Raw genomic sequence first — 21,832 nt, 5'->3', positions numbered from 1 at the left:
GTCGACAGTTGGACGCGGCACGTCAGGGCATCTCCCGAACAGGCTGTGCGGCAAACATGGCATGGATCTGAGCGACAACCGCAGCGCCCTCACCCACGGCGGCGGCCACGCGTTTTGTGGAACCAGCGCGGACATCGCCGATGGCGAACACGCCGGGATGGCTGGTCTCCAGCGGCAAGGCACCGGTTCCTGTGATGATGAAGCCCTTGCCGTCGGTGTCGACACAGTCGCGTGCCCAGTCGGCATTGGGATCGGCGCCGATGAACAGGAACATGTGGCGCACCGCGCGCCGGGTGATGCTGCCGTCGCGCATGTCGCGCAAGGTCGCGGCAGTGAGCCCTGTCTTGCGATCGCCCTCCAGACCGGCGATTTCGCTGCCGATGTGCAACTCGACATTGGGAAGTGCGGCGATCCGGTCGATCAGGTAGCGCGACATCGTCGCCGTCAGGTCGCGTCGTACCACGAGGTGCAGCTTCTTGACCTGCGGCGCGAGGAACACGACCGCCTGGCCTGCCGAGTTGCCGCCGCCCACCAGCACCACCTCCTCGCCCGCACAAAGCCGCGCCTCGATCGCGGACACCCAGTAGGAGACACCTGCACCCTCGAATTCGGCAAGATCGGGCAAGTCGGGCCGTCGATAGCGCGCGCCCGACGCGATTACCACCGAACGGGCGCGCACCCGCCGATCGTCCGCGCAGACCAGCGCCAGCCCCGGCTGATCGCAATCGAGGCGCTTGACGCCGAGCGGTATGGCGATTTCCGCTCCGAACTTGAGCGCCTGATTGAATGCCCGGCCCGCCAGCGCCTGCCCGGAGATGCCGGTGGGAAAGCCCAGGTAGTTCTCGATCCGCGCCGACGCGCCTGCTTGCCCGCCCATCGCGTGCGCATCCAGAACCAGCACCGACAGCCCTTCCGACGCGGCATAGACCGCAGTGGCAAGTCCGGCGGGACCAGCGCCGACGACCGCTACGTCATAAACCTGCTTCGGATCGATTTCGGGTACAACGCCGAGGCAGGCGGCGAGTTCTTCGTTGCTCGGACGCTTGAGTATGGGGCCGCTTGGGCAGACCACCAGCGGCAGTTCCTCGTCGAGCACGCCGGTACGCTCGACCAGCGCACGCCCCTGCTCGTCGGACCGGATGTCGAGCAGCAGGTTGGGCAGGCCACTGCGCGATAGGAAGTCCTGCAGTCGCAAAACGTCGGGGCTGTTCGGCAAGCCGATGATGATGGTCCCGGCGCCACCCTCCTCGATCAGGGCGACCCGCCGCAGGATAAGTGCGCGCATGACGACTTCGCCCAGATCCGCCGAGCCGACCATCAGCGCGCGCAAGTGCGCCGGATCGAGCGGCAGCGCGGTGCAGCCTTCCGGCCCGGCCCGCCCGGCCGCTATCGAAGGCCGGCCGGCCAGCTGGTTCACCTCGCCCGAGAACTGCCCGACCCCGTGCGTGGTGATCGGCGCTTCGCCATCGAGCCCGTCACGACGCAAAACCTCGATCGTGCCTGCCAGTACCAACCAGGCCGGCGCATCGTGATCGCCAATGGCATAAAGGGTCACGCCCGCCGCAAACTGCACTTCCGCGCCACTGGCAAACCGCCGCGCGGTCGCGATCTGCGATGAATTCAATACCGGAAATCGCTGATATTCGCGGGTATCGACCGTTTTCATGCTCGTCTCCATAAGCGCCGAAGCCGCCAGACCGATCTGGGCAATCGTCGATGATCGCACCATCATACCTAGGTGTGAAAATGCGCTGCCGAGCGATACAGATCGAGGGATCTGCGATCCCTGACAAGATCGGCAATGATTTGATCCGCAATCGCTTGTGAGACCATCAGGCTTGCGCGACCGGCGAGAAGCCGCGCCGCGCTAACTGGCGCCTGCGATCGCGCCGGGGGTCAGCGCCAGCGCCATGAGGATCAGCGCCGTGCAGATGTAGCCCCATGTGCCCATCCCTGCCCATGCCAGCTTGATGCCGCGCCGTGGCTGGTGCGCCGCCTTGGCCAGACGCAGACTGTAGATCGCCACGCCGCTGATGGCCATCGCGGTCAGGATCAGACCGAAGCAGAACCAGATGATCTTGGTGGCCAAGCCGCCCAGATCACCGAAATGCAGCGGATCCGCCATCTCGGAGATACGCTGGTGTGTACTTAACGCGCGGCCATCGAGCGACATCGTCACGCGACCGCGGCCGGGATCGATCGCGACACCGTTGGCGCGGTCACGGACCAGCCAGGCTTGATCCTGTCCCAGGAACACCACGCCGTTGTCCTCGGTAAAGCGGATCTCGCGGATCATCAGGCCGGGTCGCTCGCGCCGGACCACCCCGACGAGGCGGTCGAGTTCGTTCCCGAGCGGTTGCATCGATGGCGGAACGGCCGGCAACTTCGGGACTGCGGCCTGCCCACCCAGGCTCTCTACCAGATACCACAGTCCCGTCACCGCGATCAGCGTCACGAACCACAAGCTCCACAAGCCGCCAAGCCGGTGGAGATCGCCCGTCAACCGCCGCGTGTCACCGCCGCGCGGCCTTCGCAGAAAGCCGCGCCACCACTTTTTGTACGTGACGATGCCGGTCACCAGCGACGTCGCCAGCAACAGCGCCAGCGAGCAAACGACGGGAATGCCGATCCTGGTTGGCAGCATGAGGTGCCGGTGTACCTGGCGCAGGAAGCGATGGACGTTGGCCCATCCGTGCGTGCCGGTGACTTGCCCGGTCCAGGGATCGAGGTAGACGCGTGACGGGGCGCCCTTGCCATGATCCATCCAGGCCTCGACGGCGAACCAGGGGTCGATGGGCGCATAGAGCGTCTGCAGGCGGGCAGCCGGATCGGTGCGGGCCGCCGCCTGCGCCAGCTTGCCCCACGAAACGGGCGGGGCGTCCTGGGGCGTGACCCGCATCGCCGGCGTCACCAGCCAGTCGATCTCATGCGCGAAGACGGCGAAGGTTCCGGTAAGAAGGATGAAGCTCAGGAAGATGGAAAGCTTCAACCCCAGCCAGCTGTGGACGATCCACCAGAGCGAACGCCCTTTCGTCCGCTTCGCCGGCCTGGCTGCGCCGCGTTCATGCCTCATCGTCAGAAACCGAAGCGCAACTCGGCCAGGAAGGTTCGCGGCTCGCCGGGGAAATGACCGCTTTGCGCCGAGAATCCGGAGGCCGCATAGACCTTGTCGAAGATGTTATCCACCCGCAGCAGCAGTTCGGCGAAGCCCAGCCCCTTGGTGAGCGACGCATCGAAGATGGTGTATGGCTTCACCTGCTGGCCCGACAGGCTGATCCGGCGTGAGACATGCTCGCCGCCAAAGCCGATCGCCGTGCCGATCGCCGGGATCTGGTAGCGAGTCCAGAAACCGACCTTGTGCTTGGGCGCATTGGCGAAGCGGTTGCCGACCGCGTTCGTCACCGCCTGCCCTGCCACGGTGTCGGTGATCCTGGTGTCGTTGTAGCCATAGTTCGCCAGCAGCACCCAGTTCGGCGTGACGTCGGTGGCCAGATCGATCTCGAAGCCCTTGCTCGTCACTTCGCCGATCGGTCGCAGCTGATCCTGCCCGTTGACCGGCGCCAGCGTCACATCGGCCTGGAGGATGTTGCGGCGCACGATCCGATAAACGGCCAGGTTGGCCTGCAGGCGGCCGGCGAACAGGTCGGACTTGATGCCGGCCTCGATCTGTTTGCCGGTCACCGGACCGAAAGGCCCGCCGACATCCGTGCTCTGGCTGGCGGCGGCCTGCGGCTCGAAGCTGCCCGACCAGCTGAAATACAGCGATGCGTCCTTTCGTGGCTTGAACACGGCGCCTGCACGATAGGTGACGTCGCCGTCGCTATAGGAAGACGCGGCGCTCTGGCGGCCGCCGATACTGGTGGTCACGCCGTCGTCGTACTTGTCATAGCGCACACCTCCGACCAGCAGCAGCGCCTCGGTGACGCTCACCTGATCCTGAAGGTACGCGCCTTGGCGCCTGGTGCGGGTATCGGTGGTCGTGAACGGCAAGGCTGCCGCACGCGCCACGTCTCTGGCCGAAGTAACATAGACGGGATTGCTCAGGCTCAGCGGCGTGACGCCGGCACGCAGGATGCGCGAGTCGAGCACGTTCTTCTCGTCGTACCAATCCCCACCCGCCTGGAACTTGTGCTCCATCCCGAGCAGGCCGACCTTTGCGGTCATGTTGGCCATGAACGACAAGCCGTCGACTTGGCGGATCTGGTCGCGAAACTCCCTGGCGACGAGGTCGGAACTGCCGGGCACGAGCCCGCGCGGTTCGTGGTACTGCTGCGTTTCTTTCGCCTTGAAATAGCGCGCGCCCGCATCGAAGGTCACGGCATCGCCGATGCTGGTGGCGTAACGCGCCTGGAACGCCTTCGATTTCAGATGGAGGAAGTCGGTCGGCTCGTTCGCATTCCAGCGGATGCCGGTGAGGAAGTTGCCGGCATCGTCGGTCAGCACCCCGCGCAGACGATTGCCGGGAAGATCGTTGTCGTAGATCGTCGCCTGCAGCGTCAATTTCCCGCCGGGGTTTGTCTTGATGGACAGGCCACCGTCACCGATCAGCGACTTGCTCTTCGTGTTGACGCGGTACGGCGCCATGGACTCGTAGAAGCCACCAAGCCGGTATGTCACGACGCCCTCGGCGTCGACAGGCCCGGTCGCCTCTGCCGACATACCGGCGCGGTTGTAATTGCCCAGCGTGCCGACCATCCGCAGCGAGGTCTTGTCGTCGGGCACCTTGGAGACGTAGTTGATGATGCCGCCCGGCGATCCCGGACCGAAGAACAACCCGGCCGGTCCCTTGAGCACTTCGACCCGGCTGATGTTGAACAATTGCGGCACCGAGAAGCCGATGAAGGGATTGCCGCGCTGCCCGTCGTAGAACGACTGGTCCTGACGGAAGCCCCGGAAAGTGACGCCGGCATAGCTGAAAAAGCTGACGCCCGAGATATTGCGATAGAGATCGGTCGCATCGCGCGCGCCCTGATCGCGAAACAGTTCGGCATTGATGACCTGAAGCGCCTGCGGGATGTTGAGCGGGTCTTCCGCCACCTTGCCCACCGTGGTGCTGTCCACGCGGTACAGCCTTTGGGCTCGACCGTTGACGATGATCTCGTCGACCGGTTGATCCGCCTCTGCCGCATCCCGTGCGCAAGCGGCTTGCCCACCGCACGTTATTCCAAGCGACGTGGCGCATGCCACCAGGTACCGCGACTTCATCAAAACCCCTGCTACTGCTAATCATTCGCAACTAACGGGTTCATACCTAGGAGGCAAGTAGATGCTGACCTACAGTCAGTTGGCGCTTCCTTGATCACAATGAGCACGCACAGGCATTCGCACGCCGCAAAAGCGTGCCTGCACATCTCAGCCAGGCCTGCTTCCGCGATCGCGCCAGGTCGCTGGGCACGTCAGCGGCTTAAGGCGGTGGTCAGCCTCGCGAGATCAGATGGCCGCCGTCGACCGCCAGACTTGCGCCCGTCACATAGGACGCCATGCCGCTGGCGAGGAAAAGAACGGCGCCGACGATCTCGTCCGGCTCTCCCCCTCGGCCAAGCGGCATGCTCTTGCGCGCGTGATCGGCAAAGCCATCGGTTCGCGACCATGACTTGGTGCCATCGGTGTGAAAGGGTCCGGGCATGACCGTGTTCACGCGCACGTTTGGACCATACTCCTTGGCGAAGCATTGCGTCAGCACGTTGAGCGCCGCCTTGGCTGCAGCGTAGGGGGCGAAGTACGGCTCGGGACGCAGGGATCCGGTCGAGCTGATGTTGATGATCGCGCCACCCGTGCTCTCGGCCATGTGCGCGCCGAACAGGGCGGACAAGCGGAAGGCGGAACGCAGGTTTACCGCGATGATGTGGTCGAACGCCGCTTCGCTGGTCGCTGCGGACGAGGGTTCGATCGGCGACTTCCCGGCATTGTTCACCAGGATCTGCGCGCCGCCCCAACGTTCGGTCACCTCCAGGAAAAGTCGGTCGCAATCGGCCCAGGCCGCCGCATCGAAGGCATGCGCCGAAGCCTTCCCTCCGGCCTCGCTCACTTCGTCGGCGAGCCGGCGGCACGTCTCCACCTTCCTGCTGGCGATCGCGACGGCGGCGCCCGCCTTGGCGAGGCCCAGCACGATCGCCCGCCCCAAGCCTCGGCTTCCGCCAGTGACGACGGCGACTTTTCCTGTGAGATCGGGCATGGTCATGTCAGATGTTCCTCACCAGCCGACCACCATCGAGCACGATCGTGTCGCCGGTCTGAAAGCGCGACGCATCGGAGGCGAGATACGCGGCCGGCCCCTCGATATCTTCGGGCTCACCGGGGCGGCCAAGCGGGGTGATCGCGGCGAAGCGGTCGATGATCGCCTGACGATCGGCACCGCCGTCGGTGAGTCCCGTCAGGATGAACCCGGGCACCAGCATGTTCGCGCGCACGCCGAACGGACCCATCTCGACTGCCAGCCCGCGCACCATCGCCAGCAACGCGCCTTTCGCGGCGGCATAGTGCTGCATGCCGGGTACCCCGTGGAAGATCGAAAGGCTTCCGCACGCGACCAGCGAACCGCCCGGGTCGCCCGCTTGCGCGCGTTCCTTCATGTGTCGGGCAACCGCACGCAGGGTGTAGAACGCGCCATGCTGGTTGACGTCGAGCAGCGCATGATAGGTCTCGCTCGTCAGTTCGGTAAACGACGGCGCCCGCTTGTTGATGCCGGCATTGGCGAAGACGCAGTCCACCCGGCCAAAGCGCGTCAAGGTCGCCTGCATCGCGGCGTCGACCGCATGCTCTTCGGCGACATCGGCCTGCTCGAAATGTACGCCTCCCGCGCCAAGCCCGGACAACTCGGCGACGAAGTCGGCCGTACCGTGTGCATCACGATCCCAGGCGACGACGCTGGCGCCTTGTCGCGCGCAGCCGCGCAGGAAAGCAAGGCCGATGCCGCTCTTGCCACCGGTCGCCACGACGACCTTGCCGGTCAGGTCGAACAAGCCGGACATGGCTGGTCTAGCCGGCACTCTCGAGTGCCTCGAACTCGGCCTCGGCCAGCAGCTCTGCATAACGGGCCTCGGCTTCGATCGTCTTGGTCGGGATATGCTCGGACGGGAACAGTCCATCCGCAGGCTTGGTCTGCTTGAGCAGCGCGTTGGCGATCTGCACCTGGTGAACTTCGGTCGGACCATCGGCCACCGACAGCATCGGCACGCCCATCCACATCTTCGCCAAGGGGGTCTCGTGCGTCGTGCCCAGCGCGCCATGCAGATGCACCGCACGGCGCACGATGTCGTGATAGACCCGCGCCATCGCCACCTTGCACATGGCGATGTGCATGCGCGCCGTGCCATGCGGCTGCGTATCGATGATCCACGCGGTCTTGAGCACCAGCAGGCGGTACATCTCAAGCTCCAGCGCGGAGTCCGCGATCATGCCCTTTACGAACTGATGGTCGCCCAGCTGCCGCCCTTGCGTACGGCGCGAGACGGCACGTTCCTGCATCATCTCGAGCGCGCGCTGGCATTGCCCGACGACGCGCATCGCGTGGTGGATGCGCCCTCCTCCAAGCCGCGCCTGCGCCAGCTTGAAGCCCTGCCCGGCCTCCCCGAGCATCGCATCGAGCGGCACGCGCACCTGTTCGAACCGTAGATAGGCATGATGCCCTTCGTCCACGGCGTCGTTCATGCCGGCGACGTCGCGCACGTCGACCAGCCCCGGCGTGTCGGCGGGAATGAGGAACATCGACATCCGCTCATGTGGCGGATTCTCGGGATTGGTGATGACCATCGCGATCACGAACGACGCGTTCTTGAAGTTCGACGCGTACCACTTCTCGCCTTCGATCACCCATTCGTCACCGTCGCGCGTCGCGACGCAGGTAAACTCCTTGGGATCGGCGCCGGCTTGCGGCTCGGTCATCGCGTAAGTGGAGAAGATCTGCCCGTCGAGCAACGGCTGCAGATAGCGCGCCTTCTGCTCGGGCGTGCCGAACATCGCCAGAATCTCGGCATTGCCGGTATCGGGCGCAGCGCAACCGAAGATCACCGGCCCCCACGAACTGCGACCGAGAATCTCGTTCATCAGCCCCAGCTTGAGCTGGCCATAGCCCTTGCCACCCATCTCGGGCGTGAGGTGGCAGGCCCACAGTCCCTGTTCCTTGACCTTCGCCTGCAGGCGTTTCGCCATCGCGCGCGCCTTGCGGTTGCGGATGTTGAACTGCTCGCTGCCCTTGGGGAAAAGCAGGTCCATCGCTTCGACTTCATCGCGAACGAACTGTTTCATCCAATCGAGCTTGATTTGGAATTCGGGATCTACGGAAAAATCCATGGCAACGTGTCCTTGACATGAGGGGGAGCGCGCAGCGTCAGCCGGCGATGATCTGGCGGGCCTTGGTCGTGAGCCAAGTCGCATAGGCGTGGACAGATTCGCCCACCGCGGCGGGGACCTTGCCGGCCTTGCTGGCAGCGTGCGTCCCTTCAAGCAGACAGGCCAGCTTGTAGCAGGCCAAGGCGAAGAACCACGGCATCTCGCTCATGTCCCGGCCGCTCAATTCGCCATACAGCGCCACCAGTTCGCCACGCGAAAGGAAGCCATCCCATGGCTTGACCATCGGCGACTTGCCCTGCGGATCGCCTTCCTCATACCAGCTGGACAGCACCCACCCCAGATCGAGCAGCGGATCGCCGAGCGATACCAGCTCCCAATCGAGCACGCCGGATATTCGCGGCGCTCGTTGCGAGAACATGACGTTGGGAAACTGCAGGTCGCCGTGCACCAGTCCGATCCTGCGTCCGGTCGGCAGGTTGTCCAGCAGCCAGCGTCCCACTTCCTCGACATGGGGCAGCGCCTTGGGGTCGTAGCCCGGGGTGGCTGCATAGCCCTCAAGCTGGCCGCGCCAGCGCTCAACTTGCCGTTCGTGCCACTGGTCGGGCTTGCCCAGGTCGCCGAGCCCGGCTGCCTCGTAGTCGACCTGCCCCAGCGCGACGGCCGCACGCACCAATTCCTCGCCCATGGCACGGCGCCAGGCGGGGTCGGAGGCGTAAGGCTCGGGCAGGTCGCCCGATTTGGCGAAGCCCTCGAGCGGCTCCATCAGGTAGAAGGAGGCACCGATCACCGCCTCGTCCTCGCACACCGCGTAGATCGACGGATGTGGAACGGCGCTGCCATCAAGGGCGCGCAGAACGCGGGCCTCACGCAGCATGGTGGCATTGCTCCTGGCGTTCAAACGCTTGCCGGGACGGCGCAGAACCAGTCGTGCATCACCCCGCGTCAGCAGAAAAACGCTGTTCTGCAATCCTCCTGCGAGCAACTCAACCTGGCTGATGTCGCCGCTTCCGGGAACATCTTGCTGGCCTATCCACCTGTTCAGAGACGCGTAATCGACGAGACCGTCGAAATCATCGAGATGTGTGGATGCGATCTTCGTCGACATGCCTTACTCTTCCCAATTCATTATGATGCGATTGTTTTGCTTGCCGCCAATGTGGCGCATCGGCATCGGGCCGACAACGACCAACCACGTTTGCATCTGGCCTAAAGGCTTCGACCCGGCCATGAGCCGACATGATGCTCGGCAGGAAGGCCCGCATGGACGAACTATCTGCCCTGGAACTGCGGATCGATGTGGGCACGGTGCGATGTGCCGGCACTGACATCACTGAGAGGCTGGTCCTCGACCACTACCGTCTGGACCTGTGCATCACGCCGCGGGCGGCCGATGCGCGCGCCGGCTTTCCCGTGCGCTGGGACCCGCACCGGTTCGAGCGGATCGGCGATATCATGCTGGTGCCGCCGGGCGAGCCGCTGCAGATCCGCGGCACGGCGGAAGGCATGCTGAGCTCCATCCGCTGCGAATTGCGCGGGGGATTGCCCGAACGCTGGCTCGGCGGGCGCGCGGACTGGACGGACCATCGGCTGGTGGCGGCGCTGGACATACCAAGCCTGACCGTGCGCCACTTGATCCGCCGGCTGGCCGAGGAAGCGAGTGACCCCGGTCCCGGCAGCAGCGAACTTACCCGCTTGATCGGCGGCCAGCTCGTCATCGAGCTCGGCCGTTATCTCAACGCTGTCGGCGACGACCTCGTGAAAGGCGGCCTGTCCGCATGGCGCCTGCGGCTGATCGACGAACGCCTGCGCGATCCCGATCGGCTGCCCACTTTGACCGAGCTGGCGACATTGTGCCGCATGTCGGTACGCCACCTGACCCGGGCGTTCCGCACCAGCCGAGGCTGCACGCTGGGCGATTACATGCAGCACAGCCGCATGGAGCATGCCAAGCGCCTGCTGCGCAATGATCAGAGCATCAAGTCTATCGCGCAGCAGCTCGGGTTCTCGTCGACTTCAAGCTTCGCGCTCGTCTTTCGGAAGGCCACGGGGATTCGACCACTCGATTTTCGCCAGCGCATCGTGCGCTCGTCGGCATGATCCGCGCCCTCTTGGACGCTTTCGCTTGAACTTGGATCGTTCAATGGCGACAGAGCCAAGTGGCAACCGGGGCGGGGATGATGGTCGAAGCGAGTGCCCATACCAGCCGTGAGCATCTCGCCCGCGCGCTCGACCGCGTGGCCGGTGGCGACCAGCAGGCGCTGCGCGAACTTTATCTGGCGACATCGGCGAAGCTTTTTGGCGTCTGCCTGCGTATCTGTCAGGATCACGAAGCCGCCGAGGACATCTTGCAGCAAGTGTACATCAAGGTCTGGGATCGTGCGGGACGCTTCGACGCGAAGCGGGCAAGCCCTGTGACATGGTTATGCGCGATCACGCGCAACACCGCGATCGATTGGCTGCGTGCCAACCGCAAGACCGCGCATCTGCCGCAGAGCGCCGCCGCGGCGGTCGCGGATGACGCTCCGCTCGCCTGGCAGGCGATCGCCGCGGATCAGGACCGGGCGCGGATATACCAGTGCCTCGACTCGCTGGACGAACGCCCGCGCCGCGCCATCCACGCCGCCTTCTTCGACGGCCTGACGTATCTGCAGTTGTCCGAAGCGATGGCGGTGCCGCTCGGTACCTTGAAAAGCTGGGTCCGGCGCGGTCTCATCCAGCTCAAGGCCTGCCTCGCTCATGAGTGAAACCGGCCACCCCGACGACGATCGCGACGCCCTCGCCGCCGAACTGGCGCTGGGTCTGCTCGATGGCGAGGAGCGCGCCGGGGCGATGCGGCTCTGCCTGTCGGATCGCGCGTTCGCGGCGGCGGTCGAGACTTGGCGCCAGCGCTTCGAACCGCTGCTCGACGCGTTCGAGGACCAACCCGCACCCGACGTCTGGCCGGCGATCGAGCGGCGCCTGGCGGCGTTCGACGACACCCGCCTGCGCCGCGCGCTCGCTCGCTGGCGGACCGGCGCGATCGCCAGTGGTGCGTTGGCGGCATCGCTGGCCGCGTTCGTCATATTGCGCGCGCCACCGCCCCCGATCGACACCACGCGCGCAACCGGGCAAACGGCGATCGCCCAGCTTGGCGACGAGCAGGCCGCGGCGATGCTGTCTGCCAACTACGATCCCGCGGGCGGCGTACTGCGCATTCGGGCGGTGCGGGTGCCGCAAAGCGGGCTGGCGCCCGAACTCTGGGTGATCCCCGCTGACGGCGTGCCGCGATCGCTGGGGATCGTCGCGTCCGATGGCGTGAGTAGGGTCGCCATAGCGCCGCAGACGCGCGCCCTGATGCAGGACGGCGCGACACTGGCGGTCACGCTGGAGCCTCGCGATGGCGCGCCGCACACGGCCCCCAGCAGCGCGCCGATCGCCGCCGGAAAAATTTCGACGATCTGAACGGCTCCGTGCATCCGCCGCGTCATCGGCTCCGTATCTGCTGACGCATCCCACCTTTCGGGTTGCCGGAGAAGGAAGCCGAGATGCCCAATTTCAAGAAGATCACGCTTATCGTTGCCGGCGCGTCGCTGTTCGCGACTGGCGCAGTCGCCGCCACCAAGAGCTACCCGATGGTCGGCGGTGCAGAGATGTACCCGACCAAGACGATCGTCGAGAACGCGATCAACTCCAAGGATCACACCACGCTCGTCGCCGCGGTAAAGGCCGCCGGTCTTGTCGAGACGCTTTCCGGCCCCGGTCCGTTCACCGTGTTCGCACCGACCAACGCCGCCTTCGCGAAGCTGCCGGCCGGCACGGTGGAAACGCTGGTCAAGCCCGAGAACAAGGCGATGCTTACCTCGATCCTGACCTACCACGTCGTGGCCGGCAAGATGAGCGCCAAGGACCTCGCCAAGAACGCCGCCGCGCACAACGGCAAGGCCACGCTGACCACGGTGCAGGGTGAACCCCTGACGGTAAGCAAGGGCCCGGGCAAGACCTGGATGCTCACCGATGCCAAGGGCGGCACGGCCACGATCACCATCGCCGACGTCAATCAGTCGAACGGCGTGATCCACGTCATCGACAGCGTGTTGATGCCGTGATCCGATAAACGCGCAATACTTCGCGCGTTACGTGGATCTGGAAGGCGTTACCCCCTCCCTCCGTCTTCCCGGTCCACGGGCAGAGGCCGCCGTCCTTCGGGTCGGCGGCTTTTGCTTGCGCAGGCCTTGCGCGGTCCACGGAGATGCGGGCTAGGCGCGCGCCGGATCAGCGGTCGCCAGCCACGCACCATGAATTCCGGGCGGCACGCGGTGGGGAATGCGGATGGATGCGACCGGCGGGCGGGCAAGGTCAGCGGCGGCGAGTATCTCCAAAACCGTGCTGCGGCCATCGGCCTCGATCACGAGTCCCATCAGCCAGCCATCGTCTTCATCGGCGCCCTTGGAGCGCGGCACGAACACGAACTCGCCAGCAATCCGCCCCGCGCCGAAATCATGCAACTGCCGTGTGCCATCCTGCAGGTCGTGCTTGATCAGCGGCGCCTCGCCCACCAGCGATTCGGTAAGCTCCCCGGGCAGGCCGAGCGCATAGACGTAGCGATAGGGCAAGCCGGTGCGGCGCTCGTCGATCGTCGGCAACTCCTGCGGTGCCGGGTCGATCGTGCGCTGACTAACGGTTCGCGTGGCAGGATCGATCGTCCAGCGCTCCAACCCGCGCGGCTGTTCGTCGGGCGCCAGATTGTCGTCCGCGAACATCCGGTCGTACGCCACCACGTCCAGCGCCACGCCTCCGTCCGGCAGATCGTGCGCGTTGGCGGTATGGAACACGAAGCAGGGATCGATCGGTATCCATATGATGTCCTGCGCATCCCCCTCACGCGGCAGCAGCCCGACGCGGGCGGGATGCTTGTCGTTCCAGCGATAGGGAAAGCCGTGTCCCGACAGCACCGTGCGCATCGATATGGTGAGCGGCAGGTCGAGGATGACGACATACCGCTGCGTGATCGCGCAATCGTGGATCAGTGGCCCGTGCTCCACCGGGATGGTGACGGAGCGCCGCACGCGCCCTGATACGTCCACCACATTGTAGCGGACCCGCTTGGGATCGGTCGCCTCGTAGCACAGCGCGTGCAGTTCGCCCGTCGCCGGATCGCGCCGCGGATGCGCGGTGAAGGAGCCAGGCAACGTGCCGTCGAAATCGTCGTAGCGCTGCGCCTCCAGATGCTCGTCGAAGCGAACGGGCGTGCTGCCCGCCTCGACCAGCGCCCAGCCCGCACCGGCGTGGTTCAACACGCTGGTGTTGACCGTATCGAAGACATGCCGGGGTCCCGGCGCGGCGGGCACCTTGCGGGCGGCGGCCACTTCGGTCGATCGGATCCAGCGATTGCGATACCAATGCGCCTTTCCGCCACCGAGGCGAACGCCATGCAGCATCCCGTCGCCGGTGAAGAAATGATAGGAGCGTGGATCGGGTGCTGCCGGATTGGGACCGATGCGCACATAGCGACCGTCGAGCTCGGGCGGGATCACGCCTTCGACGGCAAGGTCGGTCAGCGTGAGCTCCTGCGTCATTGGCTCGTGGATGCCGGTCAGCAGCGGATGCGGCGCATCGCGAGGCGGCAGACGTCGCCGATTGAACGCGGCGATGCCGGTGACGATCGGCGACGCGATCGCGCCGACTGCGGTGTCGACAAGTTGCTCCAGCCTGCTCGCCAGCGCCGGATGGCTTCCGGCGGTCACGATGCGATCGTCTGGATGACGTCGAAGCCCTCGAAGCGCGGTGGCCCAAGGTACAGCGGCTTATGCCCACCAGCACCGCGATGCGCCGCCCGAAATGCCTCCGACCGGGTCCAGGCTTCGAAATCCGCGCGCGAGTTCCAGATGGTGTGGGACGAGTAGAGCGTGTGGTCCTCGGCCGATGGCCCCTTCAACATGTGAAACTCGACGAAGCCGGGCACGCCCGAAAGATGGGAATCGCGTGCCAGCCAAACCTGCTCGAACGCATCTTCCTCACCCGGGATGACCTGGAAACGGTTCATGGCGATGAACATAAAGGCAAGCTCCTGAAACGATCGAACGGACATGACGTGGGGCCGCGCGTCTCCGATTACGAGGTGGCACAGGAGGCGTCGCGGCGCTGGTGGGTCAACCCGGCGAGGCGGCGGAACCTGCCAGCAGTCCGCCGTCGATGTTCACTTCCGTCCCCGTGACATAGGTCGCCTCGTCCGAAGCGAGCGTTACCGCGATCGCGGCGACTTCCTCGGGCAGTCCGAACCGCTTGAGCGGCGTGTCGGCGACCAGCGCCCGCATCCGCGCCTCACGATCGGGACCATCACCCAGCATCGCCTCCCAGATCGGCGTCAGGATCGCCGCGGGATGGATGGAATTGCAGCGTATCCGCCAGCCTTGCTGCGCGCAGTAAAGCGCCACCGTCTTGCTGTGGTTGCGGATCGCCGCCTTGGACGAGGCATAGGCCGCCGCGCCGGGAATGCCGACCAGTCCCGAGCGTGAGGATATGTTGATGATCGAACCGGCACCTGCCGCCTTCATCGCACCGATCGCATAGCGACAGCCCAGGAACGTCCCGTCGAGGTTGACCCGGTGCACCTCGCGCCAGTCCACCAGGCTGGCATGTTCGGGATCATGGGCCGCCATGCCTGCCTCGAACCCGGTCACCCCGGCGTTGTTGACCACCACGTCGGCCATCGGAACGATGCCGGAAAGCCGTACCCAATCGGCCTCTTCACGCACGTCGAGCGGTTCGAAGCGACAGCCGATCGCGGCCGCCGTCGCAGATCCCGTTGCCTCGTCGATATCGGTGACGATGACGACGGCACCCTCGGCATGGAAACGCGCCGCGATGGCACGGCCGATACCCCGAGCGGCGCCGGTGATGACGCACGTCTTGTTCTTCAATCTTTGCATGATGTTCTCGAGCCGGAGTCCAGTGGGCGGATCGCTCCGCCGGCGTATGGCTTGCCGCCTTAGCGGTGACGCTGGATCATTTCGTCGATCTCCCGAGGACGGCCAGGTCTTACCGCATCGCAGTCCCGACGGCAATTCCCGGCGACGTCGTCGATCGCGAGGCGGCACGGGCAGGTCTGGATGAGATGCAATATCATTGCGCAGGACGACGATTATGCGTACCGGCCGTGCTATCAGATCGCGCCGATCTGTTCGGGGGCGTCGCCTTTTTGTCCGCCAAGGCCAGTTCAGCTAAGGGTAGAAGCCCCGGGTCGCTCACGATGCTGATGGCGACCTTGGCGCTGCTCGTCCAGGCGCTTGTCGTACAGCTTCACTGGCATGCACCTTTCCACGCATCCGGCGATGGTCCTGCCACGATCGAACGATACGCGATCGGCACGATCGCCGCCGATCAGGAAACCTCGTCGCACGCCTGTGTCATCTGTGCCGAGCAGGCATCTGCCGGACATTACACGCTGCCACCGGTTCCGCTGTTTGCCGACGAACGTTCGCGCAGCCCGGACCTGATCGCCCCATCGCCGCTCTCCCCGCTGTCGGTGCGGCAGGCCAGCCATTCCTGGCATAGCCGCGGACCGCCTCTCCTCTCCGTCTGAACCCGCAAAGCCGGTGCTTTCCCACGCACCGGCGCTTCCAGCGTGCACCCTGAGCTGCGCGCTGTTGCCCCGTTCTTTTCCGGAGAAATTTCATGCGAACCTTCCTGCTTGCGGGTACGGCTCTTGCCGTGCTCACCCCTGTCGCGGCATCCGCGCAGGACGCCTCGGCCGATACCGCCAAGACCAGAACCCACGCCCATGACGAGATCGTCGTCACCGCGTCGCCCTTCGCCACCCAGCAAGACAATACCCCGGCGATCGTCGCCAAGGTCGATCGCGCCACGATCCTGACGCAAGGCGGCTCCAGCATCGCCAGCGCGCTCGCCAATGTACCGGGCATCTCGTCGACCGGTTTCGCAACCGGCGCCAGCCGTCCGATCATCCGTGGCATGGACGCCAACCGCGTCCGCATCCTTGAGGACGGGGTCAGCAGCTCCGACGTGTCCGACATCGGCCCCGACCACGGTATCCCGATCGACCCGCTCTCCGCCCAGAGCATCGAAGTCGTCCGCGGGGCCGGCACCTTGCGCTATGGCAGTCAGGCGATCGGCGGCGTGGTCAACGTGCTCAACAACCGGGTGCCGATGTCGCTGCCCGACAAGCCTCTCTCGGCCGAGGTCACCGGCAGCTACGGCACCGTCGCCAATGCTTTCGAAACCTCGGGGCTGGCGGACGCCGCGATCGGCAACCTGGCGCTTCATGCCGATGGCTTCTATCGCCACGCGGACGATTACGACACGCCGCTCGGCACGCAGGCGAACTCGTATTCGCACACCCACGGCGGCACCCTGGGCGGATCGTACTTCATGGGAGACAGCCATGTCGGCGCGGCGGTGACGCAGTATGACGCCAACTACGGCATCCCCAGCGACGACACGCATATCGTGATGAAGCAGACCAAGGTCTTGACCCGCAACGCGTTCGACCTGGGTTCGGGATTGTTGAAGACGCTGACCTTCGATGGCAGCTACGGCAAGTATAAGCACAGCGAAGTCACGCCCGAGGGCGAGATCGCCAGCACGTTCCGCAACAAGGAATACGATGGCCGCGCCGAACTGCTGATGGGGCCGCTGGGGCCTTTGCACAACACCGCCATTGGTTTCGAAGCGCAGGACCGCCGCTTCTCAGCCATCGGCGAGGATTCAAGCTATCTGTTCCCGACGCATACCAAGTCGCAGGCTGGTTATCTGTTCACAGAGCTTGCGCTTGCAGACAGCGTGAACCTTCAGGCGAGCGGTCGGGTCGAGCATGTCAGCATTTCCGGCACGCCGGCGGACGACATCCGCACCCGCAACAGCTACACCCCCGTCAGCGGCGCGATCGGCGCGTTGTGGACGGCAAGCCCCGCCGTCAAGCTGGGCCTTACCTTCTCCAGCACCGGACGGGCGCCGGCGCAAACGGAGTTGTTCGCGCGGGGCGGCCACGATGGTCCCGGCACGTTCGAAACCGGCGATCCCGACTTGCGCATCGAGCGGGCGAACTCGCTCGAGGGAAGCCTGCGATTGCGATCGGGGCGCTTCCATTTCGATGGCAGCATCTACAGCACATGGTTCAAGCACTACATCTATGGCGACCTGACCGGGCGCACTTGCGACGATACCGGCACTTGCGTCGACGATGACACCCAGGACCTGCGCGAGCTGTTCTATCGCCAGCAGGACGCGCACTTCCGCGGCGTCGAGGGAGAAGCCAGCTACGATCTGGTGCAGACCGATCGGGGCACCTTCCAGGCCCACGTCTTGGCGGACTACACGCGCGCCACGCTGGATGACGGCAGCAACGTGCCGCGCATACCGCCGTATCGGGTCGGCGGTGGTCTTTCTTGGAAAGGGACGAAGCTCGATACCGGGATCGATCTGAAATATTTCGGGCGCCAGGACAAGGCCGGCGCCTTCGACACCGCGACGCCCAGCTACATGAACCTGGACGCGCAGATCGCCTGGCGCCCGTTCGATGCCAGGCCCGGCATCGAGTTCGCGGTCGTCGGCCAGAACCTGACCGACGACGTTCAGCGCAACGCAGCCGCGCTCAACAAGGATGTCGTGGTGATGCCGGGGCGCAACGTGCGCTTCGTCGCGCGGCTGGCGATCTGAACGCTGCGTCCTCGATTCGGAGTTTGCCGCTCCGGATCGAGGCGCATCATATCAGGCGACTACGGATTCCAGCACCCGGATGGTGCCGACATCCGCGTCGATCTCGGCCATGACGCCCTCGGGAATGCAGGCCTGCCCCGCGATGTGGCCGAAGCGGGCGCCCTGGAATGCCGGCACGCCGAGCGATCCGAACGCATGGTCCATTACCTCGAACACGGTGAAGTTGCCGTACCCGGCCTCCTTCTCGACGCAGTCGGTGCACTGGCCGAACACCACCCCTGCCACCTTGCCGAGGACCCCGGCAAGCGCGAGCTGGGTTAGCATCCGGTCGATGCGGTATTCCGATTCGTTGGTATCTTCCAGAAACAGGATCGCGCCGGTGAAATCGGGCAAGTAGGGCGTGCCGGCCAGTGCGGAAATCACCGTCAGGTTGCCGCCGAGCAGGCGTCCGCGCGCCTTGCCGCCCCTGAACGTACGCACCCGATTGCTCGGGCGGCTGAGCGCGACCAGCGGATCGTCCGGCACCGCGATCGTCGGCATCGCACCATCGAACGCCAAGGCCCGCAGCGCCTGCCATGAACCCTGGTGCCATGCACCCGAAGCATTGGGCGAATGGATGGTGGGAAACCCACAGCGTGCCGCCAGCGCCATGTGCAGCGCGGTGTTGTCGCTGAACCCGGTGAACAGCTTGGGGTTGCGCGCAATCGCCGCGAAATCGAGATAGGGCAGTATGCGCGCACAGCCCCAACCGCCGCGCACGCTCATCACCGCGGCGACGCTATCGTCCTCGAACATCGCCTGCAGGTCGGCCGCGCGGGTCTTGTCGTCCCCGGCCAGATAGCCATGGCGCGCGGTAAGATGCGGCGAGGGATTTGGCACCAGCCCGACGGCGCGCACCGAGGCGAGAATGGCTCCGAGATCGAAACGATCCGCGACGAAGCCGGCGGGTGCGACCAGGCCGACCGTATCACCTTGCTTCAATCGCTTCGGCTTGCGCATCGGCTGCGCCGTCAGACGCGGCGCGGTGGCGGCGATGCTGGCGGCGGCGGCCAGCCCGGTGATGACGGTGCGACGGTTCAGCATCGCACGCAGCCTAGCGCTCTGCGGCAAGGGTGCAAATGCCCTCGACGATCGCCGCGCAAATCCCCATGTGGCGGCGATGACCGAACCAGAAGACAAAGAGCTTACCCGCCGCCGGTTCTACAAGGCCGAGCAGGAAGCCAGTTTCGCCGGTGGGCAACGCCACGGCACCCCGCAGACGCAGGATCCCGCCTACAAGCTGGCGTTCCTCGATTCCGAATTCCTTCTGCGCGACGAGTTGCGTCCGGTGCGCTTTCAGCTTGAACTGCTCAAGCCCGAGATGTTGCTGGAAGAAGCCGGCATCGGCTCCACGCTGGTGATCTACGGATCCGCACGCATTCCTTCGCCAGAGCATGTCGAGGCCGTACGCGCTACCGCCACCACGCCCGAGCGGGAGAAAGTGGTCGAGCGGCTCGTCGCCAAGTCGAAGTATTATGAGGAAGCCCGCAAGCTGGCGCGCACCGCCAGCGAGTGTGGCATCGTCGAAAAGGGCATGCGCCAGTTCGTGGTCTGCTCGGGCGGCGGCCCGTCGATCATGGAAGCGGCCAATCGCGGCGCCGCCGATGTCGGCGTCGATTCGCTGGGCCTCAACGTGGTGCTCCCACACGAGCAGGCGCCCAACCAGTACGTCACTCCCAACCTGTCGTTCCAGTTCCACTATTTCGCGCTGCGCAAGATGCACTTCCTGATGCGCGCGCGGGCGGTGGCGGTGTTCCCCGGCGGTTTCGGCACGTTCGACGAATTCTTCGAATTGCTGACGCTGATCCAGACAGGCAAGATGAAGCCTATCCCGATCCTGCTGTTCGGCAAGGATTACTGGAACCGCGTGGTCAACTTCGATGCGATGGCGGAGGAAGGCGTGATCAACGCCAACGACACCGACCTGTTCCGCTGGTGTGAAACCGCCGAGGACGGCTGGAAGCACATCGTCGACTTCTATGAGCTGGACTGCAGGTAGATCAACCAGGGCCTGGCCGGCAACGCGCCGCAAGCGAGCGGGTCAGGCCGGCAATCGCTCGTAGATGTCGATCAGGGTGCCCGCTGGGTCGGTGATCTGCGTGTAGATGGCAAAGCCCAGCCGCGCCGCGACCCGTTGCGACGCAAGGTTGTCGCGGTCGATCATCGCCACGATGCGCTGCTCGCCATGCAGCGCATCGAACCATGCCAGCACAGGGCGCATCACTTCCATCGCGACACCCCGGCCCCACCAGTCCTTGCGCACGATCCAGCCGGCCTCGGGCTGGTCGTCCATCCGCGGCTCGAGCCCGCGCCACGAGTGGAATATGCCGAGGCTGCCGATGATCTCGTCACTGCCGTGCGGGCGCACGTAGAACACCCCATAGCCATAGAGGCTCCACGAACCGGCGGTGCGCATCAGGCGCTCCCACTGGCTCTGCCGCGAAGGTGGGATAGTGCTGAGATAACGCCGGGTCTCCTCGTCCGCAGTCAGCGCGCACAAGCCATCCAGATCACCGGGACCGCGCGGTGGCCACAAGCCGAACCGTGGGGTGGTAAGCAGCGGCGCCTTGATCACAGCCAACGCTCAACCGTATGGATGGCAAGGCCGAACAGGCCGCCGACCAGCGTACCGTTGATCCGGATGAACTGCAGATCGCGCCCCACGGCACCCTCGATCCGGCTGGTAACCGTGTGTGCGTCCCAACGCTTCACCGTCTCCGAGACAATCCGCACGATCTCGTCGCCATAGCGCGAGACGATGCCAACCAGCGTGCGGCGGGCGAAGCGGTTGATCTGCAACTGCAGCGCCGGGTCCCCGCGCAACGCCTGCCCCATCTCGGCCAACATGCCCGAAATGCGCGTTCCCAGCGCGGTGTTGGGATTGCGCGCGGCCTCGATCAAGGTGCGGCGCAGGCGCTCCCACACGCTCTGCCACCAGGCGCTGACCGCCGGGTTGGCTAGCAGGTCGCGCTTGGCCTGCTCGACCTTGGCTTGCGTGTCGGGGTCATGGACCAGCTTGTCCGCCAGTTCCTCCAGCATCGCTTCGATCTTGAGTTTGAGCGGGTGGTCGGGCTGGACGATCATTTCTGCCATCAGCTTGTAGAGCCCGTCGAGCACCGCGTTGGCGAGGCGGGTGTCGAGCCCGGCGAACCGCAACAGCGAGTTGGCGCGTTGGCTGATCATCGCGCGCACCAGATCCTCGTTGGCCTCCAGCGCCTGGCCGGCCCAGCGGATCGCGCCTTCCATCAGCGGCAAGTGGCGGCGATCGGCGATGGCCGCCGTGAGCATCTGACCCAGCAGCGGCGCCACCGCGATCTTCTCCAGCTGGTGGACCAGCCCGGTACGCACTTGCGTGCCGAGACGCTCGGGATCGAGCGATTCGAGTACATCGGCGATGAGGTTGGCGGCACCGGCGCGCAGCCGCGACTGTTCCGAGCGGCCGGGATCGGCAAGGAAGCCGCCCGCGCTCGCGGCGAGGTTGAAGCCCGACAGGCGCCGGGCGACGACCTGGGGGGTCAGGAAGTTGTCGCGCAGGAACACCGCCATGGTGTCGGCGATGCGGTCCTTGTTGGTCGGGATGATCGCGGTGTGTGGGATGGGTAGCCCAAGCGGCCGGCGAAACAGCGCCGTAACGGCGAACCAGTCCGCCAGCCCGCCCACCATCGCCGCTTCGGTGAAGGCGATGGCATAGCCCCACGCCGCGCTCCATGCCGGGAACGCATCGCGTGAAAGCTGCAGGGCCAGGAACGCCGCCGCCATGAACAGCAGCATGCCGGTAGCCGTGCGGCGCATGGTGCGCGCGCGATCCGGTGGCGTGGTCGCTGCAAGAACGCGTGCTGTCATGTGA

20 protein-coding genes are annotated in these 21,832 nt (G+C 65.4%); 7 read left to right on the top strand and 13 right to left on the bottom strand.

Translation table 11 applies throughout. The features are described from left to right. Positions 1-22: 22 nt before the first annotated feature. The 7 genes from ACXJ1Z_RS08330 to ACXJ1Z_RS08300 form a co-directional block, all read right to left on the bottom strand. Entirely contained in the window at positions 23-1,666 is a 1,644-nt protein-coding gene (locus tag ACXJ1Z_RS08330) for an FAD-dependent oxidoreductase (RefSeq protein WP_463780962.1), read from the bottom strand. Positions 1,667-1,867: 201 nt separating this feature from the next. Further along, positions 1,868-3,073 carry a PepSY-associated TM helix domain-containing protein gene (locus ACXJ1Z_RS08325; RefSeq protein ID WP_463780961.1) on the bottom strand — a complete coding sequence of 402 codons (1,206 nt, stop codon included), beginning with the start codon at positions 3,071-3,073 and terminating at the stop codon, positions 1,868-1,870. A gap of 2 nt (positions 3,074-3,075) precedes the next feature. Next, positions 3,076-5,061, bottom strand: a complete 1,986-nt coding sequence (locus ACXJ1Z_RS08320; protein WP_463780960.1) for a TonB-dependent siderophore receptor — start codon at positions 5,059-5,061, stop codon at positions 3,076-3,078. A gap of 355 nt (positions 5,062-5,416) precedes the next feature. Continuing rightward, positions 5,417-6,181, bottom strand: coding sequence for an SDR family NAD(P)-dependent oxidoreductase (locus tag ACXJ1Z_RS08315; RefSeq protein ID WP_463780959.1), 765 nt, complete (start codon positions 6,179-6,181; stop codon positions 5,417-5,419). A 1-nt stretch (position 6,182) separates the two neighbouring features. Beyond that, positions 6,183-6,971 (bottom strand): SDR family NAD(P)-dependent oxidoreductase, encoded by a 789-nt coding sequence (locus ACXJ1Z_RS08310; RefSeq protein ID WP_463780958.1) that lies wholly within the window; start codon positions 6,969-6,971, stop codon positions 6,183-6,185. Between the two features lie 7 nt (positions 6,972-6,978). After that, on the bottom strand, positions 6,979-8,292 hold the full coding sequence (locus tag ACXJ1Z_RS08305; RefSeq protein WP_463780957.1) for an acyl-CoA dehydrogenase family protein: 1,314 nt from the start codon (positions 8,290-8,292) through the stop codon (positions 6,979-6,981). Between the two features lie 37 nt (positions 8,293-8,329). Continuing rightward, entirely contained in the window at positions 8,330-9,397 is a 1,068-nt protein-coding gene (locus tag ACXJ1Z_RS08300) for a phosphotransferase family protein (RefSeq protein WP_463780956.1), read from the bottom strand. Between the two features lie 155 nt (positions 9,398-9,552). Here ACXJ1Z_RS08300 and ACXJ1Z_RS08295 point away from each other — a divergent pair, with 155 nt between their 5' ends. The 4 genes from ACXJ1Z_RS08295 to ACXJ1Z_RS08280 all read left to right on the top strand — a co-directional run bounded on the left by ACXJ1Z_RS08295 (position 9,553) and on the right by ACXJ1Z_RS08280 (position 12,377). After that, the gene (locus ACXJ1Z_RS08295; RefSeq protein ID WP_463780955.1) at positions 9,553-10,389 is read left to right on the top strand and encodes a helix-turn-helix transcriptional regulator; all 837 of its coding nucleotides are present in this window, start codon (positions 9,553-9,555) and stop codon (positions 10,387-10,389) included. Between the two features lie 77 nt (positions 10,390-10,466). Continuing rightward, entirely contained in the window at positions 10,467-11,036 is a 570-nt protein-coding gene (locus ACXJ1Z_RS08290; RefSeq protein ID WP_463780954.1) for a sigma-70 family RNA polymerase sigma factor, read from the top strand. Continuing rightward, the gene (locus ACXJ1Z_RS08285) at positions 11,029-11,733 is read left to right on the top strand and encodes an anti-sigma factor (protein WP_463780953.1); all 705 of its coding nucleotides are present in this window, start codon (positions 11,029-11,031) and stop codon (positions 11,731-11,733) included. Before ACXJ1Z_RS08290 ends, ACXJ1Z_RS08285 begins: the two co-directional genes overlap by 8 nt. Positions 11,734-11,816: 83 nt before the next feature. Next, complete coding sequence (locus tag ACXJ1Z_RS08280) at positions 11,817-12,377, top strand: fasciclin domain-containing protein (RefSeq protein ID WP_463780952.1); 561 nt, start codon at positions 11,817-11,819, stop codon at positions 12,375-12,377. 150 nt (positions 12,378-12,527) lie between these two features. On the opposite strand, the gene ACXJ1Z_RS08275 is transcribed toward ACXJ1Z_RS08280, so the two are convergent. The 3 genes from ACXJ1Z_RS08275 to ACXJ1Z_RS08265 all read right to left on the bottom strand — a co-directional run bounded on the left by ACXJ1Z_RS08275 (position 12,528) and on the right by ACXJ1Z_RS08265 (position 15,200). Further along, on the bottom strand, positions 12,528-14,015 hold the full coding sequence (locus ACXJ1Z_RS08275; RefSeq protein WP_463780950.1) for an 8'-apo-carotenoid 13,14-cleaving dioxygenase: 1,488 nt from the start codon (positions 14,013-14,015) through the stop codon (positions 12,528-12,530). Next, positions 14,012-14,326, bottom strand: coding sequence for a heme-degrading protein HmuQ (gene hmuQ / locus ACXJ1Z_RS08270; RefSeq protein ID WP_463780949.1), 315 nt, complete (start codon positions 14,324-14,326; stop codon positions 14,012-14,014). The genes ACXJ1Z_RS08275 and hmuQ overlap by 4 nt, the downstream gene beginning before the upstream one ends. A gap of 94 nt (positions 14,327-14,420) precedes the next feature. After that, the gene (locus ACXJ1Z_RS08265; RefSeq protein ID WP_463780948.1) at positions 14,421-15,200 is read right to left on the bottom strand and encodes an SDR family oxidoreductase; all 780 of its coding nucleotides are present in this window, start codon (positions 15,198-15,200) and stop codon (positions 14,421-14,423) included. A gap of 227 nt (positions 15,201-15,427) precedes the next feature. Between ACXJ1Z_RS08265 and ACXJ1Z_RS08260 the strand changes: the two genes are divergently transcribed. Both ACXJ1Z_RS08260 and ACXJ1Z_RS08255 read left to right on the top strand, forming a co-directional pair. Continuing rightward, positions 15,428-15,853, top strand: coding sequence for a hypothetical protein (locus ACXJ1Z_RS08260; protein ID WP_463780946.1), 426 nt, complete (start codon positions 15,428-15,430; stop codon positions 15,851-15,853). Between the two features lie 92 nt (positions 15,854-15,945). Continuing rightward, positions 15,946-17,946 (top strand): TonB-dependent receptor, encoded by a 2,001-nt coding sequence (locus tag ACXJ1Z_RS08255; protein ID WP_463780945.1) that lies wholly within the window; start codon positions 15,946-15,948, stop codon positions 17,944-17,946. Positions 17,947-17,997: 51 nt separating this feature from the next. On the opposite strand, the gene ACXJ1Z_RS08250 is transcribed toward ACXJ1Z_RS08255, so the two are convergent. Continuing rightward, positions 17,998-19,029: a S66 peptidase family protein gene (locus ACXJ1Z_RS08250; RefSeq protein WP_463780943.1), complete on the bottom strand. Its 1,032-nt coding sequence runs from the start codon at positions 19,027-19,029 to the stop codon at positions 17,998-18,000. 76 nt (positions 19,030-19,105) lie between these two features. On the opposite strand from ACXJ1Z_RS08250, the gene ACXJ1Z_RS08245 reads away from it, so the two are divergent. Further along, positions 19,106-19,984 (top strand): LOG family protein, encoded by an 879-nt coding sequence (locus ACXJ1Z_RS08245; protein ID WP_463780942.1) that lies wholly within the window; start codon positions 19,106-19,108, stop codon positions 19,982-19,984. A gap of 42 nt (positions 19,985-20,026) precedes the next feature. Here ACXJ1Z_RS08245 and ACXJ1Z_RS08240 read toward each other — a convergent pair whose 3' ends face one another. Further along, positions 20,027-20,560, bottom strand: coding sequence for a GNAT family N-acetyltransferase (locus ACXJ1Z_RS08240; RefSeq protein WP_463781202.1), 534 nt, complete (start codon positions 20,558-20,560; stop codon positions 20,027-20,029). Further along, a complete protein-coding gene (locus ACXJ1Z_RS08235) occupies positions 20,557-21,777 on the bottom strand; it encodes a DUF445 domain-containing protein (protein WP_463781201.1) in 1,221 nt (406 codons plus the stop codon). Before ACXJ1Z_RS08235 ends, ACXJ1Z_RS08240 begins: the two co-directional genes overlap by 4 nt. Between the last annotated feature and the right edge of the window lie 55 nt (positions 21,778-21,832).

It is taken from the genome of Novosphingobium sp. TK46, assembly GCF_055361525.1.
This window is presented reverse-complemented; position numbering and strand designations above follow the sequence as displayed.